The sequence below is a fragment of the Parabacteroides caeci genome (assembly GCF_023656795.1).
Taxonomy (GTDB): domain Bacteria; phylum Bacteroidota; class Bacteroidia; order Bacteroidales; family Tannerellaceae; genus Parabacteroides; species Parabacteroides segnis.
The window spans coordinates 1-15,464 of the sequence record NZ_JAMOKT010000078.1 but is presented as its reverse complement, the minus strand read 5'-3'; the positions used below and the strand labels follow the sequence as shown (position 1 = coordinate 15,464).

The window sequence follows — 15,464 nt, the reverse complement described above, 5'->3', positions numbered from 1 at the left end:
CAACTCCTGCAAATATACGTAGTTTTTCCATACAACAACTTATCTCCTGTCACCCCTTCATAGCTTCCATATAAAGCCATATTTTTCCTTCGGGCGCATCCGGGTCGTTGAAGTAGAACGATATGGCATCTTCAATGATGCGTTTCTCGTGGTCTTCAGGGAACCATTCGCTGAATTTCACTTCCTTGTCGTGCCAATGGGCATTGAGGGCGACGTAGATGTCGTAGGGAGTCGCGTTTCCGGGTATGGGATAACCCTTGACGGCGTTCGACACCTGCTCCATGTTCCAGTGTTCCCCCTTCACGGTTTCCCCCTTCCGGTTCTTATGGAAAAGGCAGGAAACGTCCTCGCAAGCAAATGCCTCGTTGTAATGCGGACCGCAGAACGAAACGTGCAAGGCACGCATCGACCTGTCATATACTTCCGGCGACTTCTCTTTCAGGCAGGCCATCGCGCCGTCTATCGCCTGCACGGCTTCCCACATTCGTTTTTCGGATGCGAAGCCCTTAGCGTGGTAATCTTTTATCAAATCCTTGTAATTCATTGTTTGTCTGTATTATTCGGTGAATATAGCTTTCAGTTCCTGGAAATCGGCGCCTGTTATGCGGATGGCATTGTCGCCCCCAAGCATCATGTTTGTCAGGAGGTTATCAGGAAGCTCCAGCAGGATGTTTCCGCCTCCGAATGTTCCTTGTATGAACCCGAGGTCGAACGGGTAGGGCTTCATCGTATTGAAGAAGTCCATCGCGTCGTCAAACAGCATCTCCTTGTCATAATGGCCGTTTTCATCGGCAAGAAAGAGCATGGCTCCTTCCACCTTCTCGGTGATCTTCAGGTCGTGCTGGATGATCAAGTTGTGTACACCTCGCTTCAGATACTTTGCTACAGGTTTGACTGCCGGATTTGACAGGGCAAACGCATCTATTCTGTCGCTTGCCCATATCTCGACGGAGTTTGCCAATTGTGTCTTCAATGACAGAGCTTGTGCTTTTAGATCCATACGTCTTATTTTTTAGGTTGTTTGGGTTGTTTGCCTTGTTTGGCCTCTATGAATTGTTGCCAAGTGAGATGCGAATACTGCGTCATATATTCATTCATCAGTGCGGCATTCCTGTTAGCTTCTTCAGATGCAGATTTCTTTATTTTTTTTGCCATCGAAAGCAGGTTGTCCAAAGCTTCCTTACCGTCCGGAGTTCCTTCGACCACCGGGCGTAGCATCTTCATGTTCTCGCGGTTAATAATGGCAGCAACCTTGTTCTGTGCCTCTTGGTATTCCGGGCTGCTGTTCAGGGCTTCTACTTCCACATCCGACAATTCTTCCACAAACTTGTCTATTTCATCCCATACCGGACTCTGGCTTTGGTTCTGCCTGGTGTTGAGATTCTGTTTCTGCATCTTTATTTGTTGCAGGGTGTTCTGAAGCTGCCTTTCGTAGGCCTCCATTTCATTGTCGGCGGCATAAGTCGGTTGTCCTAACAGCGGGTCGGCATTGCCTATGAATACATTGTTTGCCATAATTTTTTTGTTAGTGGTGATTATATGGAAGAAAGCGGCAAGCCCCGAAGGGCCGCCACTAACTTTTCTTTTTGCGCCGGGGCTTAGCCTTGGCAGGTTTTATGCTGTTATACAGCTTCGCCGGACGCGCTTGCATTGGGAAACCCGCATCCACAGTTGCGATAGCTTCCATAGCCAGTAACAACCGGAGTGTTAGGAAGAACCAACTCGCCTTTGATGTTGCGGCAATCCAAACGGTTCGTGTAGTTGACAGAAGCAGTGAATGCCCGGTCGATCTCGCACTGGATCAGCTTATCCTGGTACGGACGGATAGCAGCCCCTACGGCAACCTCTTTTTCCAGATGGCAGATGCGTGCGTTCAATGCCGCAAAACCGTCGACCTGGCTTTTGTACAAGCCGAATGCTGCGTTGTTCAGTTTATCTGTCTGGTAGTCGTTCAGGTCACGGATTGCCTTATAGTTACCAAAGTCGCCGTTTACCGTAAACTGGTAAAGCTGGAACTTTTCGGCTACGTCCGTATTGCGATGGTCGTAATCGGCTTGCATCCCCGATACCTTCAGTCCCCACATGGCATTTGTCAGGGCGATTGCGTCTTCACAGCTCTTTTCCCATGCCATGAATGCAGTCGGAGCACCGGCACCATAGCCTGCACCACCAGCCATTGTGTTGATGTTCACGTTTTCGGGCATACCGCCGCCCCAGTTTCCGCCGCCGAACAGTCCGCCGCCACGACCGCCCCAAAGACGGGCTACAGCCACGCCTCCGAGCACTGTTCCGACGATACCCAACGCACGTGCGCTGTTGTCAGTCGCATGCTTCTTGTCTTCTTCGTGGACAATCTCTTTCTCTTTAATTATTTTTTCCGCTTCCATACTGATATGAAATTTTTATGTTACATCCGGGTAGCCCGGACATCGCGAAGTACCTCATAAGTCCCTTGTAATGGAATTATCCCGTGGTAAGGTTGTTGATAGTTCGCTGTGAATTTGTTGTAGGGTATGGAAAAGCAGGTAATGGCGCTTGATGCGGTCGGGATAGAGATTTTTCAGGCGGTTTATGGCTTGCTGTGTAAGTCCCGTAAGGTCGGAAATGAGGCTTTCACCAAACTTGTATTCGACCAGGACGACGATCAGCAGACCACGTGCGTCCACATATATTTCCTTGTTACTGCTGAACATCATGACCGGGTCTATAGAGCAAGCCCGGCAAACGGTTTCCACCACTGTCTTGTAGACATCTTCACTGACTTTCATTCTGATAATATTAAGGATTAGCGAAACAAAAAGCACACCCGTATGTTGTATAAAGGTAGCCTTCCCGAAAACATCCGCGTGTGTTTTGTTCCCCCTCTCCGATCGTGGTGGTGAAGGACGGGGAAAAAGGGAAGGCTATTTTTAATCCGCCTCCCAAAGATTTATTTCATGATAAGGGTTCCTTTCCGGAGCCCTTATCTTTTTGCCTTTCCAACTATTACGCACGGCAAAACAACCCTATCATACCGGCAACAGCCGAAAGGCTTATGGCACTACCGCCTTCCTCCTCCGCCCATAACGAACACAGGTTTAGATGCGTCGTTTTTCCAGCGTTCGGCAGGTTCATGCCCGGGCGAGTTTTCGTAATAATCCGGATAATCGATGGGATTGGCCCGCAGGATAGATTTGGCGATGGTTATTTCGTTTTCCGCTATAGCCGCACATTCGTCAGGTTTGTACCCGTGGATGCTGTCCGGCTTGCTTAGTTCTTCGCTCTGGTGGACGGTAAGCAGGGCTAGCGCCGTCTGCATGTGCTCCAGAAGTTCTTTGTCGAGGCTTGTCAGCTTTTTGTCCATCTTGCGGGATATAAGCTGTGTGATCACCTTCATGCCGAATGCCGGGCGAAGCTTCACCCGTTCCATGAGGCGCATGGCAGGGTAGATACGATTGAACAGGATGCGGCTATTGTCAATATTCACGATTTCGTTGAACTCGCGTGCCGTGAAGATCAGGCAACCGGTCTTCTGCCAATAGCTTTCGCTCAGTTTCCATAGTTCTTCGCCGGACTCGTCGGTGAAATGGATACTGTTGTCTTCGAGATAAAGCAGGAGTTGTTCCACTGCGTCGTTGGCATGGGTAAAGGTAGCTTCGATCAGTTTGTCCGAACGGTCCTTGCTGGCTGGTGTCATGTTGGACGAAGAACCTACCGTCAGTCCGCCGGAGGTGTTGATAGTGACGTTCAACGCTGGAAGCGCCCCGTAGATGCCAAACAGGATGACGACCGCCTGTGACCGTTCCAGCAGCTCCGGCGTATGCTCGTTCTCATATTTCCCGTCCTTGGCATATTCTGCCAGCAGGAACCGGTACAACGGCAGTCCCAACACCGGTAACAGGTGCGCCCGTTCGGCTGCATCGAGATAAGGCTGTATATTCGGCTCTTCTTCATCGATAAACGAGGTATTCGGAAACCAGCGGTTTATTTCGGATGTGCTCTTGACTAACATATTCTGTATGTTTTAATTGTATTGTTAATTCTTCATCTCTTCTACCCCCTGCTTGTTCTTGTCGAGCGTTGTCAGTACATGGACAGGGATGTCGAACTTCAGGTGTGGGTCGAGGTTGTTGAAAGCCTTCATGACTTCGAGGGGGTACAAGATCATCTTCTTCATGCCGAACAGGTAAAGCTGCTGGAGCGTGTTCAGCTCGCGTGCCTCCGTACCGCTTGCCATCTTGTCCTTTCCGGGGATGGCACCGACGGTTTGCGGATGGATTCCCATGGCAAAGAGCATCACGTTGGCGATCTCGGCAATATCTTCTTTTACGTCACTGCCTTTCATCGGATTCTCTATCAGTTCGATTTCCACCCATTTCACTTTTTTATCGTCGATGGTCTTTGATAAAGATATCAGTGTCTTCCCGTTGTTCTTCGGATCTTTGATGAAGTTGGAAATGTCGTCTATCAGGTCGTTGAATACTTTCTCGCGCTCATCGTCGGTCTGTGCGTTCCGGCGGGTTTCTTCATACCGGATATACTCTTCGTCGATATGGATGATGTACTTGAACATGGAACTGTTCTCCATCATGGTCGCACGGCGTGAAAACATGGCGAGCATATAGGAAAATATCCGGCTCTTGAAGATCGTCCACCAGGAAGGAAAACTATAGTAGAACTTTCCCGGTGTCGGGATGCACATTGGGATGACATAGCGTGTCGTGCGCTTACCTACTTGCTTCACGCCCCGTTGTGCCTTCACCTTCTCGCGCAGGTCGGCTACGGCACGTTCCGGATCCAGCGCGTCAATCACGATCTGGCGGATGCTGTCTTCAGGATGGTCGGGTTTCACCACGTTGCTGTCCTGGGCAAACGAATTGCTGTATACGCAATAGTTTATCTTGCCGTATGGGTCTTTTATTCCTTTCCGTGTGCAGGTGGTATCCAGGAATGAGAGGCGGCGCACCGTAGGTGTCCATTCCTTGCCCGGTTCCCCTACGTTCAACTCCAATACCGGGTACCAGTTCCAGAAGTAGTTGGCATCAGAAGCCTGCTCGTACAGCCAGAGGGTCAGGTTACAGTCCTCTTCAAAACGGGACAGGAAATCGTTCGTAGCCTTCCAGCGTTTAAGGTCGGCTTCCAATTCACCGATCTCATCCGTCCGGTCTATCGGCTTGCGCCTTGTGCCGGGGCTGACGAATCCGCCTTCCACGTAGGAGTTATCCATTACGTTGCGCAGCTCGTTGATCCGCTGGCGGATCCATACGCCCGCATGGCGGTAGTCGATGATTTCCTCTTCCAATTTGCCGTTACGGTAGACCGGGCAGGTGTATTGCATCTTTATGCCAGCCGAAAAGGTACTTTTTATCAGGTGGTTCAACGACGGTGCAACGTATGGGCTTTCATTTGCCCGTAATATAATGTTCTGGGGCAGCTGGTTGTCGGAACCCCATTGTACGTAGAGTTTCCCTTCATCCGCTTTGCTGCTTGTCTGCACCGGGCGGGCGGCTTCATCGGAAACAAAGAAGTCGCTCCCATCGTCCTTGGGAAAGTTTGTTACGAGGGCAGACGACTTTTCGCTGCCCATATTCAACTCTACCACGCGAAGCCCTTTCACGCCCATTACGTTGTCGGCTATCGTTCGGCTCATATCACGACCTCCTTCCCGTTAAACTCGATGAAATGCAGCATACGCACTTTCCGCGTTTCCTGACTGGCTGGCGTATAAATATTGGCTGTGCCGTTATGGTAAGTGCTGGTGCATACGGCATCTTCGAACAGAGCAACAGCCCCGTCTTTTTTCAGTACGCGGGCGGAAAAAGGAATTGCCTTGCCAGAGTCGTCCTTGCGCTCGAGTTCGGCTATTACTTGTTTGATATGGATTACTGGTGTCATGTTTGTGACGGATTAATTGTTTTCAGGCATGGGTAAAGTCTTCACGCCGGTTGCACGCAGGAGCGTAGCTCGGCGGACGGGTAACACGAACTCGTCTTTGTGGTTCCGGATTTGAATCTGGAAGCCGTTTTGATCCAACTGGTTCAGGATTTTCTTCAGAGGATCGAAGCCTGTCGGCGACTGGAACGCGTTGAATGTATGCCGCAGGTCGTTCAGTGACATGTTGATCGTGTCAGGGTCTTCCTGGTTCATCGCCGGAGTGTAATCGCGAACGAAAGCCCGTACCAGCGGATCGTCGGCGGGCTTATCCGGTTCGTTCCCGGATTGCGGGTTATTGTCCGGGTCCTGGTTTCTCCCGTAGGGTTGTTTTTTTCTTCCGAATGGTCTCATATACTTTGTTTTTGTGGCAAGTTAAACAGGGGTTACATCTGCTGAAAGGACAAAACAACCTACTTGTCTTCCATCAGATGTAATGTCCGCGCAGTTATCTGGCACAGGTCAGGACGACCGATCACGTAATCTATACGCTCGATCAGAACTTTTTGCCCGTCAATTATCTTTGGGGTCGATATGTCCATGCTATTTATTATATGGGCAGGGATTACTGCTTCGTAGATAATCTGCTGGTTGGCTTGTTGGAGCATTTTGTCACGATCTTTATATAATACTTCATATATATTATTCTCATAAACCATTGATCCGCTTGAACCCATGACAGAGGTTGCGTACAGGCTTAAATAATCAGAATAATTTCTAGATGCTATATATTTCTTTGTGTTTCTGAAGGTTGACAAACTTGTCTCTGAAAAGCAAAAAGAAATATCCATGTTTTCTCCGCTGTCTTCATTTAACTCTCCATTAATTATTAAATCCGAATTAAAATACTTCACCGCATTGATAAATAAAAGCTCCAGTGACTTTGCATATCCTTCTATGCCTTCTTGTTTCATATAGCCACTTAGTCCATTGTAGAAATATGGAGTTTTATCCATGATATCAAGAGATTCTTCCACGAACCCGGAAGGGGAAAGATGCGTAAGCAGAGAATCATTCCTCTTTTTTAGATCTTCCACAGATCTAGTGTGACGGTAATGAGGATGATCTGTTAACGCTTGAAATTCTATTGATAAAGCTTTTTTTTCTTCTAATACATACGATTTAGTATTTCGGATAAAGGATATTAAGTCCATATCCGGCAAACTATGTAAATTTTCTGTCCATGTTTTAATCGATATATGATTACCTTTCTGGATAAATTCCAGTCCGAATTTAATACGGACTGCTTTCAAGAAATCTTCTACTGAAACATCAGGTAAAAGTTGTTTAAAATGAATGTAACCATCAACAATCGCATCGGCCACATTATTTAATACGACCACTCTTTTTAAAGATTCGTTTGTATCAAATATATTTGCGTCCAACGTGTATCCGAAGAATTTGAATATAGTCCGGAGTACATATCCCAGCCTCAAAAAAGGTGTTATTCCAAAACCTACAGGAGCCGTTATTTCTGTTGCTTCATCATCGCTTTGTTCATAATATTTTTGTTCTTCCATCGCATAGAAAGACAAAACATTATCCTTAAAACTTAATTCATTCAGCATCAAATAATCGCCTTTTTTGGGGCTTCCTACATAAAATTCGCTTTCAGACCAAACATTGCATATATAATATTCTTCCGGTTGTTCTATTTTTTTTTGTATAATGTCCAGGAATCTATTCATCCAATATTTAGCCCTCATGGTAACAGTCACGCCAAGACCTGGCATATCCAACCATCCAAGATCTCTTAATTTGTAATCCTTTATCTTCTCATATAATTCGCCTTCATTCATATAGACTGTACAGTCTATGCCTTCTTTTTTATTCACCTGTCCTATAACCAAGTTTCCCCTTAGCCATAATGATCCTTCAGACAAGACTACAAGTATTTTTGATTGTGGACGATATACAAATGCTCCCCTATGCAAAAAATCAACCAGCCTCAAATTATGCTCGCTTGCGGGCAGTGTAAGAGGGATACTTTGGCTGCCTTCGTCGGTCAGGAAGGGGTTTGTTCGGCTGAGTTCCGTGGTGAAATTGGCGGGTAGCTGAAATTCTTTCAGCGGGTTGCTGTTGTCGTCTATATAGATGTGCATATCAGATTGTTTTTATGTATTCGTTATTTCCGGCTGCCCCGTTTTATAGAAGCTTGCAACCGGTTGTTTTCCTCGTTGAAACGGCTGATGTTGAAGTTGGTGAAGACGCCGTTCGTTTTCAGGTACGATAACAGGTCCCTTGTGCTGACCAGTATCTCTTTCATCTCCCTGTCAACGCCCGTGACAGGGAGCGGTATCTTCGTCTCCACGCCCCCCCCTTCGGCATAGCCTTTTGAGGGAAGCGGATTTGCCTTCGACTTGCTTTGCCGGATGTATTCGAGTGTCTGTGCCATGTTGAAGATAGCCGGGTTCTGCATCATCCATTTAGGAATGATGTATTCGCCCCCGTGCACGAATCCTTTCACCTCATACACACCTCCGTCACCGGAATAACCGCCAACGGAGAAGCCGCCGGTCTTGACGACACGCTGGCCGGTGGATGCAGAGGTTGATTTGGAGCTTCCACCCTTGATGGCGGCTTTGATAGCAGCTTTCGCCACGGCCAGGGCAGCCGAAATAAGTCCTGCCATAACCGCCGCACGTGCCGCACCGGACGCGCCAAAAGTCAATACGGAATCAGGTGTCGCATATGATTCGGCTGTAGCCTTGTATGTGGCTTTCACTGCTGACGCGGCCATTTCTGCCGTCCAGATGTTGACCAATTGGTTCAATACATCAAATGTCATGTCTATCATCGATTCACCGAACGATTTCATAGCATCTTCCCCACTACCGAACATTTCTCCGAACGCGTTCCCCAACCCGGACAGCGACCCTTTTATGATCTCATTGTACCGGTTCTGTATCTGTTCCTGTTTCCGGCTGGCCGCATCCAGGATAGAAATCTGGTGGTCGGAACTCTTACGTTTCAGTTCTGTGATTTGCTCTTCTGTCAGCCCGCTTACGGCAAGCCGTTTGTTCTGGTATTCGATCTCGATTTCCAACAGTCGGGCTTTGTATTCCTGTTCGGTGTAAATACCGTTCAGGCGGTTTTCAGAGGCTGCCAGTTCGGCTTCCGCTTGTAACTGATTCAATTTTTTTATTTGATCGGCGGCATCTTTGGCTCCTTTATCCTTGTAATAGTTAGCTTCTGCCTCTTGTCCTTTTTGCCGGAGTATCTCTATTTGCTTTTCATATTCTTCCTGCGATATGAATTGTTTTTTTAAAGCGTCCTCCAAGAGCAACTCAGCATCTTTATACTTCTGTTGGATACGCACCAGTTCGCGCTGATCACGGCTTACACCTTTCAGGTCAAAGTCGTCATAGAGCTTGTCCAGTTTGTCCAAATAGGCCTTCGTATCAGATTCAGACTTGTTGAATAGACGAAGTTTCAATTCGTAGAAACGCTGTTCTATCTCGGCACGCTTCTCTTTGTCCAGCCCGGCTACAGCCAATTTCTTTTCAAGTCCTTCGAACTCAATCTTTTCCAGCATCTCGTTATACTTCTGCTCGGTAGATATCTCTTCATCGCGGAACTTGTCACGGTTCACACGGGCTTGTATTAGCTTGGTCTTCTCCTGGTTGATATAGGCATCTACGGCGGCAAGGACGGCTTGTAGGCGTTTTTTACGTTCTTTGTCGGTTTCGGTTGGGGTACCGGCACCACCCTCTACAGCTTCTTTCTGCTTTTCCTGCATCTTTTTCAGTTTTTCAAGATCAGCATTCAGATAGTCGCCGGTCAATTCGGACAGTATGCCTCGTTGACGTTCCAGTTCTGCATTCAGTTCCTTCATTTGCGCCTGCGCTTCGGCAATGCGTTTCGGGTCTGTTATTTCAGACGTGATTATTTGCGATGTTCCAAAAGTGGACGTTTGGATAACTGTAGATTCTGTAAAAGAACCTTTTTCGCCAGCCTGTTTCACTATGTCGGAAACTTTTTTGTATTGCTTTTCAAGCTGCTTTATTTCTTTTTCTGTTTCCGTGATTAGCGTCTTGTTATTCTGCTGCATGATAAGTTTTTGAGACTCAACAAATGCCCGCGCCCTATCCGTATTGACAGAGAGCACATTCCCGTACTTATCCATCTCGGTGACAGCCTGCGGAATAGCCGTCCCTATTTGTTGCATGATTTCCTTCAGGCGCTGCTGTTCATCGGCTGCTGTGCTGTCCTTCAGCTTGTCATATTCGTCAAGTAGCGGAGAAATGTTGCGGGTCAAGTCCCGGACGGTCTTAACGGAGTCATTGAACTTTTCTTCAACTGAACCTACCCCGCGCGTCAACCGTTCTATCCCAGAAGCAGCACCTTGCATCCAATCCACGATACCACTACCAAGGAACCATCGGCGGATGTTTTTGCCTATCTTCTCTATTGTCCCAGCTAAGTTGTTGTTCTTTTTCTCATACTCGGCTTCGATGGATGTAGCCTCGGTGAAAGCCTTGTTCGACAGTTCCACTTCGCGCCTCAATACCTCCGTATTAGAAGAGAGGGATGCGATAACGGCTGTCAACCGTGCACCATCCGAACCCAGGTCGCCCATGAGCGGAGCGATGGCAGCCAACCCGCCTTTTCCTGACAGCTTTTCCAATACCAACATCAAGCCCTCCCATGTACTCACGTCCAGAGCGTCTTGCAACTCCTTCTGGCTTACGCCTATTGCCTTCGCCACTTGTCCGGTCTTGGAAACAAGGGTCGTGATTACCTTATTCATGGCTGTAGCCGATACTTCAACATTCTGCCCCAACTGATCAGACGCAGATGCCAAAGCAAGTATCTGTGGCATCGTGATCTTTGCTTGGTTAGCGATTCCACCCAAACGTTGGGCGAAGTCCACCAGGTAGGCTTCGCTCGCCGTACTGTTCTGTCCCAACTCATTGATAGCAGAACCAGTTGACAGCAGGGCTTTCTCTACGCCTAATTTTTCCGTGATACCCAGTACATCATTCAGTTTCGCTATATTTTTGATAGCGTCTTCTCCCAAGTCTTCTCCCAAGGCTACATTGATCTTATTTCCTGCATCGACAAATGCCAACACATTCTCTTTGCCTTTGATACCGATCTTACCGGCTGCAACGGCAAGATTATTTAGTTCTTCTACAGAAGTACGGGTGTCTATCCGGTTGATATCGTTCGAAAGTTCAGCCAGTTCCTGTCCGGCGATTCCGGTCGTCTTCTCAATATCGGAAAGCTGGTCGGAAAGGGCTACGTTCATCTCGTACATCTTCCGCATACCCGCCACAAGCTCATTAAACCCGGCATACACTAATACATACGATGCAAGACGTTTGGCGGTCTGGCCTATTTGATTAAAAGTGTTTATATTTTTGCCACCTTCTTCGTTGATCTTTGCGAGTTCGGCACGCAGGAGGGATAATTGCTTTTTCTTTTCGGCATATTTCGCCGTACTACGATCCAGCCTTTGCATGGATGCTTCGGTGGCACGGATAGCATCCTTTATTGCTTTGATTGGGGCGGTGGAAATCTTATTGATAACATCCGTAACGTCCCTTGTCTGTGCTGCCAGCTCACGATATAGCCTTCTAGTTTCGCGGAGTTCCTTATTCAGTGTGTCAAATCGTTTCGCTTCTTCTCCTGATAATCCGGTCGTTATCCTTTGGTTGTTCACTTGCCGTATTTCGTCGCGAAGCGCCTCGCTCTTGTCGCGCAAATTATCCAGCATCTTATCCGCCTGCTTGCCGTCCATTGTCAATACGACGTGGGCTTTATGGGTATCTCTTGCCATTGGTTATAAGGGGTTAGTGTTGTTGTTTAAGAATTTTTCCGGTGCGATGTTCTGAATAACCATTAGTTCGGCGTATTCGCTGTATTTCCGTTCCAGTATTTGCGCCAATGAATATACGCGCTGTTTGAAAAGGGGCATCAACCACGGTTTTACCTGGTAGGAATATCCGGGCGTTCCGGGATACGGTTTACCCGAATGGAAAACAGGATCATGTTTCTTCTTCGTGTACTTCTCGCCTCGTCCTACACCCAAATCCACGTACCGTCCATAATTGGCAAGTGTGAATATTATTTTGGTCTGGTCGCCACCGGATGCGTTGTAGACCTTTTTTTTCAAGCTGGCTATCAATCTGTTCGGGTTTTTAATATCCTGATAATGGATTTCCTTGATCCAACGTTGTATGACGTTTTCAGCCCATCGTTCCAGAACCTCTTCCCTTGATTCTCCTCGGGGTAAATAATCGTTTGCAGTAAGTCGTGCCATATCGCCATAAGAATTAGTGTGACACGAATTTAGGCGGTGGCTTCGTTTGGTTTAAGGACAAAAAAACGCCCTGCACGAACCTCACAGCGGGTGCAGGGCGGTAAAAAAAAATAGTTTAAAAAACCAAAGTCTTTCTATCGTTATTCGAACGTTTCCACGTATTCCTGTAATGGATCGTTCAGATATTCCTTGTTGAATAATTCCGGGGTGCATAACATGGCCGCTTCGATGCGGTCGATGACATGTTCGTTCAGGTCGGCCAACATCATGCCGAGTTCGGAAATTGCAGCAGACGGGCTTTTGTCTCCAGGGAGGGAAGCCAGCAGGTAACCGATATCCTTGTTCTTATGTGCCATGTCTTCGATGCTGCTGATAACGTAGGCGGCCATGTGGATAGCCTTCGCACCGGTACTGGCTATCTCGCGCAGTTTGCGGTTTACGTGGTCTACCCCGCGGCGTTCTTCACTCATCCTCCGGGCTTTTTCGCGTTCATCGGTAGAGTATCCCTTTCTTATTATATCTAAAATATCGATGGCATTGTACCGGTCCGACCATTCGGTAGATCTCTTTGACTGGAAGGGTTTCATAGCGCACCTCCTTCTTCGATAGCTGCCAATACAAGAGCAGATAGGATAACAGCCAACGCTTTTACATAGCCTTTCGCGTCGGCTTCGGTTTTACACTCGCAGATTCCCATTGGGATAGCGTTCAACATGCGGGCTACATTTGCCCAAGAAAAGATTCCCGTTTCGTGGGATAACGTTGCTTGTTGGGTACTGTTGTTCACCGGCAAACAAATGTTGTTTCGTTTGGACATAACTAACATTGTTTTCGGATGGTGGGTATAAAAAAACGGTCCCGCCTGTCCCTTTGTCCTACACCGAAACAGGCAGTTACGGCCATTAAGCCGTATCAAGGGGGTACGAAACCGTTATATCATAAATATATATGCATAGACATAAAAAATGCCGATACAAAGATGTTCGGCGGTCACCCGCCTGTTTCGAAATAGGACACTGCAAATATGGAAATTAAATTTTAGTTGTGCAAAAGAAAGGCATTATTTTTTTGTTTGAAAGCAATCTTCGTTGTTAAAATATCCTGTAAAACCCTCCAAATCCGACATACGGCGAAAGCCCGTTACGCCCCACGCCATACCCAGCAATCACGCCCAAGCCGAACCGACTTTCTTTGCGGTAGACTATCTCCTTTTTCCGGTATATGTCAAGCTGTTCCAAGGTCGGCCTGAATCCGCTTACTACCGCCCGGTAATCATCTGTTTCGTAAATTTTCTTGCTTATTGGCACAGGCACATAGATAGTGTCGTAAACTAGTAAGGTGTCCGCTTTTGAATACGAATATATAGGAAAGGGAACTTCCACTTCTTCCACCATCACTTCATAAGAAGGGATCGGTAGTTCCGATCGGAGCGTGTCGACCACCGTATCGCGTAGGATCAATTCCTTTTCAGAAGTTTTGCGCACTTGGTAGCCAGCCGCAAAACCAGCTACCAGGCACACAACCGCCAATATTACTTGCCAGCGTTTCATAACAGATTCCAACCGGCTATAACGTCCGACATCACCGCTTCACGCCCGTTCTCCACTTTACTCATCCCGGCAACGATCCGGATCATTTGTTCGCGGTCGAAGCTGATCAGGGCGTCGGGAGCGATCCCGGCATAGATACTTACTAGCGACACATAAGCAGCTGTATTGTTTTCGTTTTCCGGCGCCCAACGGCTGATCATCTCTCTGATCGTGTTCAGCTGATATTTATTATAATAGTTCGACAGGATTTTAAACATTGCTCGATAACCATAAGCCATGTTTTTGAACTGCTTAAACTCTTTGTCCCGGCTAGGATTCACCTCGCCTTGGAATACGTCACTGTTACGCCTGATGTTTCCGGGGTTGTTGTTTCGCAACCCCCGGGGTAATTCATTCTGTCTCATCGTCTATATCGTTTATAGTTTTATTCATCTCTCCTCTTGGAGGTATTCTTCCTTCACAATGTCGGACATTACACCTGTTCCATTCCGCTTCTTTGTACAGCAATTCCAGTTCATGGTATTTATGTATCCAATTCAATTTATCAGCCTGTTCTTTACGCAACTCTACATAAAGGGCATCTATTTTTAAATCTCGTTGGGTTATACGCTCTTCCAGCCAAACCACGTTATCTTTTTTTCGGCTTCCGAGCCATCTGAAAAACTCTAAGCCTCCAATAGATCCTAGTATGGTTGCCACAATTGTTGCTATACTATTAATGTCCATATCTTTGTTAATATTTAAAGAACATCTAAGTTCTTGTTTTACTTTATAAACCACCCCTTTATTGCGATGTATTGGAGGTGGTTTTTATTTCAACATTTTTGCGTTTTGAACTATTCTTTCCCTGCTCCTCCTTTCAGTTCGGCAATTTCTTTTTGTAGCGCCAGGATCGCTTCCGCCATTTTAGGTACGCTGTATTCGTATCTCTCTACCGTCTGAGTCATGGGAACCGGTTGCCCGTCTTCCTGTAACGTCATCGGGGTGTCGGCTGATACTGGGACTTCTTCAACTACTGTTTCCGTTAGAGCATTTGGAGATGATGCCAACGTATTGGCTGATGTTTTTAATGCAAATTCAGTTTCGTCTCTATTGTTTTTTGTAAGGTCTTCTGATCTGGGTGTTTGATTATTTGTAAACTCGAAGCTATCAAGCGTATAATAACTTTCTAGTATAACAGCAAATACACTTGACTGTTCAGTATATTTATTAACAATATCGACACAAATATAATCACCATCTTTATATGGATCTGATATATAAAATATACCACATGTATTGTTAGAACATTTATAAACTTTTGTTCCAGCCATATTGCCATTTAAATAATAAGATATTACTTTTTCAATTACTCCATAAGCATTTCCGTAGGTCCATCCACCTAATATTTTAATATTAAAATTAACATCACCTGATTTTTTTCTCACCCTAAAAGCTTTTTTAGCTATTAGTTCGACGTCTAAAATCTTCCTGTTCACCCTAGCATTGCTAGGGTTAGATTTTAAACCCAGAGAGCTCATTAATCCCTTTGACGATTCGGTTACTTCCGGCTGTTTTGAAGTAAATAACTCTACAAACCTGGCTATTGACATATTCTCTCCCGGTTCCCCGTTTTGGGGATTAACTAATGTCACATACCAATCATTCGGTAAGGCATCCGTTTTAATTTTTAGTCCATTTAAAGCTTGATCTGAGCTAATATCTGCCATATTTTTTCGTGTTGTGGGCACATGCCCGGT

18 protein-coding genes are annotated in these 15,464 nt (G+C 46.6%); all 18 read right to left on the bottom strand.

The genetic code is table 11. The annotated features are described in order from the left end of the window. Positions 1-49: 49 nt before the first annotated feature. Positions 50-544 (bottom strand): DUF7841 family protein, encoded by a 495-nt coding sequence (locus NBH15_RS25615; protein WP_250823913.1) that lies wholly within the window; start codon positions 542-544, stop codon positions 50-52. A 12-nt stretch (positions 545-556) separates the two neighbouring features. After that, entirely contained in the window at positions 557-1,000 is a 444-nt protein-coding gene (locus NBH15_RS25610; RefSeq protein ID WP_250823912.1) for a hypothetical protein, read from the bottom strand. 5 nt (positions 1,001-1,005) lie between these two features. Then, positions 1,006-1,515 carry a hypothetical protein gene (locus NBH15_RS25605; RefSeq protein ID WP_250823911.1) on the bottom strand — a complete coding sequence of 170 codons (510 nt, stop codon included), beginning with the start codon at positions 1,513-1,515 and terminating at the stop codon, positions 1,006-1,008. Positions 1,516-1,622: 107 nt separating this feature from the next. After that, positions 1,623-2,387, bottom strand: a complete 765-nt coding sequence (locus NBH15_RS25600; RefSeq protein ID WP_250823910.1) for a hypothetical protein — start codon at positions 2,385-2,387, stop codon at positions 1,623-1,625. A 54-nt stretch (positions 2,388-2,441) separates the two neighbouring features. After that, positions 2,442-2,768 (bottom strand): hypothetical protein, encoded by a 327-nt coding sequence (locus tag NBH15_RS25595; RefSeq protein ID WP_250823909.1) that lies wholly within the window; start codon positions 2,766-2,768, stop codon positions 2,442-2,444. A 272-nt stretch (positions 2,769-3,040) separates the two neighbouring features. Next, entirely contained in the window at positions 3,041-3,991 is a 951-nt protein-coding gene (locus NBH15_RS25590; RefSeq protein WP_250823908.1) for a DUF6712 family protein, read from the bottom strand. Between the two features lie 24 nt (positions 3,992-4,015). Then, positions 4,016-5,629, bottom strand: coding sequence for a hypothetical protein (locus tag NBH15_RS25585; RefSeq protein ID WP_250823907.1), 1,614 nt, complete (start codon positions 5,627-5,629; stop codon positions 4,016-4,018). Then, positions 5,626-5,874, bottom strand: a complete 249-nt coding sequence (locus tag NBH15_RS25580) for a hypothetical protein (RefSeq protein WP_250823906.1) — start codon at positions 5,872-5,874, stop codon at positions 5,626-5,628. Before NBH15_RS25580 ends, NBH15_RS25585 begins: the two co-directional genes overlap by 4 nt. Positions 5,875-5,886: 12 nt before the next feature. After that, positions 5,887-6,264, bottom strand: a complete 378-nt coding sequence (locus NBH15_RS25575; protein WP_250823905.1) for a hypothetical protein — start codon at positions 6,262-6,264, stop codon at positions 5,887-5,889. Positions 6,265-6,323: 59 nt separating this feature from the next. Further along, positions 6,324-8,012 carry a hypothetical protein gene (locus tag NBH15_RS25570; RefSeq protein WP_250823904.1) on the bottom strand — a complete coding sequence of 563 codons (1,689 nt, stop codon included), beginning with the start codon at positions 8,010-8,012 and terminating at the stop codon, positions 6,324-6,326. A 23-nt stretch (positions 8,013-8,035) separates the two neighbouring features. Next, positions 8,036-11,692 (bottom strand): phage tail tape measure protein, encoded by a 3,657-nt coding sequence (locus tag NBH15_RS25565; RefSeq protein ID WP_250823903.1) that lies wholly within the window; start codon positions 11,690-11,692, stop codon positions 8,036-8,038. Between the two features lie 3 nt (positions 11,693-11,695). After that, complete coding sequence (locus NBH15_RS25560) at positions 11,696-12,175, bottom strand: hypothetical protein (protein WP_250823902.1); 480 nt, start codon at positions 12,173-12,175, stop codon at positions 11,696-11,698. Positions 12,176-12,315: 140 nt separating this feature from the next. After that, a complete protein-coding gene (locus NBH15_RS25555) occupies positions 12,316-12,762 on the bottom strand; it encodes a hypothetical protein (protein ID WP_250822013.1) in 447 nt (148 codons plus the stop codon). Beyond that, positions 12,759-12,992: a hypothetical protein gene (locus NBH15_RS25550; RefSeq protein ID WP_250823901.1), complete on the bottom strand. Its 234-nt coding sequence runs from the start codon at positions 12,990-12,992 to the stop codon at positions 12,759-12,761. The genes NBH15_RS25555 and NBH15_RS25550 overlap by 4 nt, the downstream gene beginning before the upstream one ends. A gap of 274 nt (positions 12,993-13,266) precedes the next feature. Continuing rightward, positions 13,267-13,695, bottom strand: a complete 429-nt coding sequence (locus tag NBH15_RS25545) for a DUF6808 domain-containing protein (RefSeq protein WP_250823900.1) — start codon at positions 13,693-13,695, stop codon at positions 13,267-13,269. Between the two features lie 26 nt (positions 13,696-13,721). Beyond that, positions 13,722-14,129, bottom strand: a complete 408-nt coding sequence (locus NBH15_RS25540) for a structural protein P5 (RefSeq protein ID WP_250823899.1) — start codon at positions 14,127-14,129, stop codon at positions 13,722-13,724. Further along, positions 14,116-14,451, bottom strand: coding sequence for a hypothetical protein (locus NBH15_RS25535; RefSeq protein WP_250823898.1), 336 nt, complete (start codon positions 14,449-14,451; stop codon positions 14,116-14,118). Before NBH15_RS25535 ends, NBH15_RS25540 begins: the two co-directional genes overlap by 14 nt. A 110-nt stretch (positions 14,452-14,561) precedes the next feature. After that, positions 14,562-15,464 (bottom strand): hypothetical protein (locus tag NBH15_RS25530; protein WP_350472302.1); only part of this gene is annotated, 903 nt, incomplete at its 5' end.

Coding starts and splice junctions, on each gene's coding strand:
- NBH15_RS25575 (WP_250823905.1), bottom strand. CDS start 6,264: ATGAGACCATTCGGAAGAAAAAAACAACCCTACGGGAGAAACCAGGAC.
- NBH15_RS25585 (WP_250823907.1), bottom strand. CDS start 5,629: ATGAGCCGAACGATAGCCGACAACGTAATGGGCGTGAAAGGGCTTCGC.
- NBH15_RS25600 (WP_250823910.1), bottom strand. CDS start 2,387: ATGGAAGCGGAAAAAATAATTAAAGAGAAAGAGATTGTCCACGAAGAA.
- NBH15_RS25560 (WP_250823902.1), bottom strand. CDS start 12,175: ATGGCACGACTTACTGCAAACGATTATTTACCCCGAGGAGAATCAAGG.
- NBH15_RS25535 (WP_250823898.1), bottom strand. CDS start 14,451: ATGGACATTAATAGTATAGCAACAATTGTGGCAACCATACTAGGATCT.
- NBH15_RS25555 (WP_250822013.1), bottom strand. CDS start 12,762: ATGAAACCCTTCCAGTCAAAGAGATCTACCGAATGGTCGGACCGGTAC.
- NBH15_RS25580 (WP_250823906.1), bottom strand. CDS start 5,874: ATGACACCAGTAATCCATATCAAACAAGTAATAGCCGAACTCGAGCGC.
- NBH15_RS25550 (WP_250823901.1), bottom strand. CDS start 12,992: ATGTCCAAACGAAACAACATTTGTTTGCCGGTGAACAACAGTACCCAA.
- NBH15_RS25605 (WP_250823911.1), bottom strand. CDS start 1,515: ATGGCAAACAATGTATTCATAGGCAATGCCGACCCGCTGTTAGGACAA.
- NBH15_RS25570 (WP_250823904.1), bottom strand. CDS start 8,012: ATGCACATCTATATAGACGACAACAGCAACCCGCTGAAAGAATTTCAG.
- NBH15_RS25565 (WP_250823903.1), bottom strand. CDS start 11,692: ATGGCAAGAGATACCCATAAAGCCCACGTCGTATTGACAATGGACGGC.
- NBH15_RS25595 (WP_250823909.1), bottom strand. CDS start 2,768: ATGAAAGTCAGTGAAGATGTCTACAAGACAGTGGTGGAAACCGTTTGC.
- NBH15_RS25590 (WP_250823908.1), bottom strand. CDS start 3,991: ATGTTAGTCAAGAGCACATCCGAAATAAACCGCTGGTTTCCGAATACC.
- NBH15_RS25615 (WP_250823913.1), bottom strand. CDS start 544: ATGAATTACAAGGATTTGATAAAAGATTACCACGCTAAGGGCTTCGCA.
- NBH15_RS25610 (WP_250823912.1), bottom strand. CDS start 1,000: ATGGATCTAAAAGCACAAGCTCTGTCATTGAAGACACAATTGGCAAAC.
- NBH15_RS25540 (WP_250823899.1), bottom strand. CDS start 14,129: ATGAGACAGAATGAATTACCCCGGGGGTTGCGAAACAACAACCCCGGA.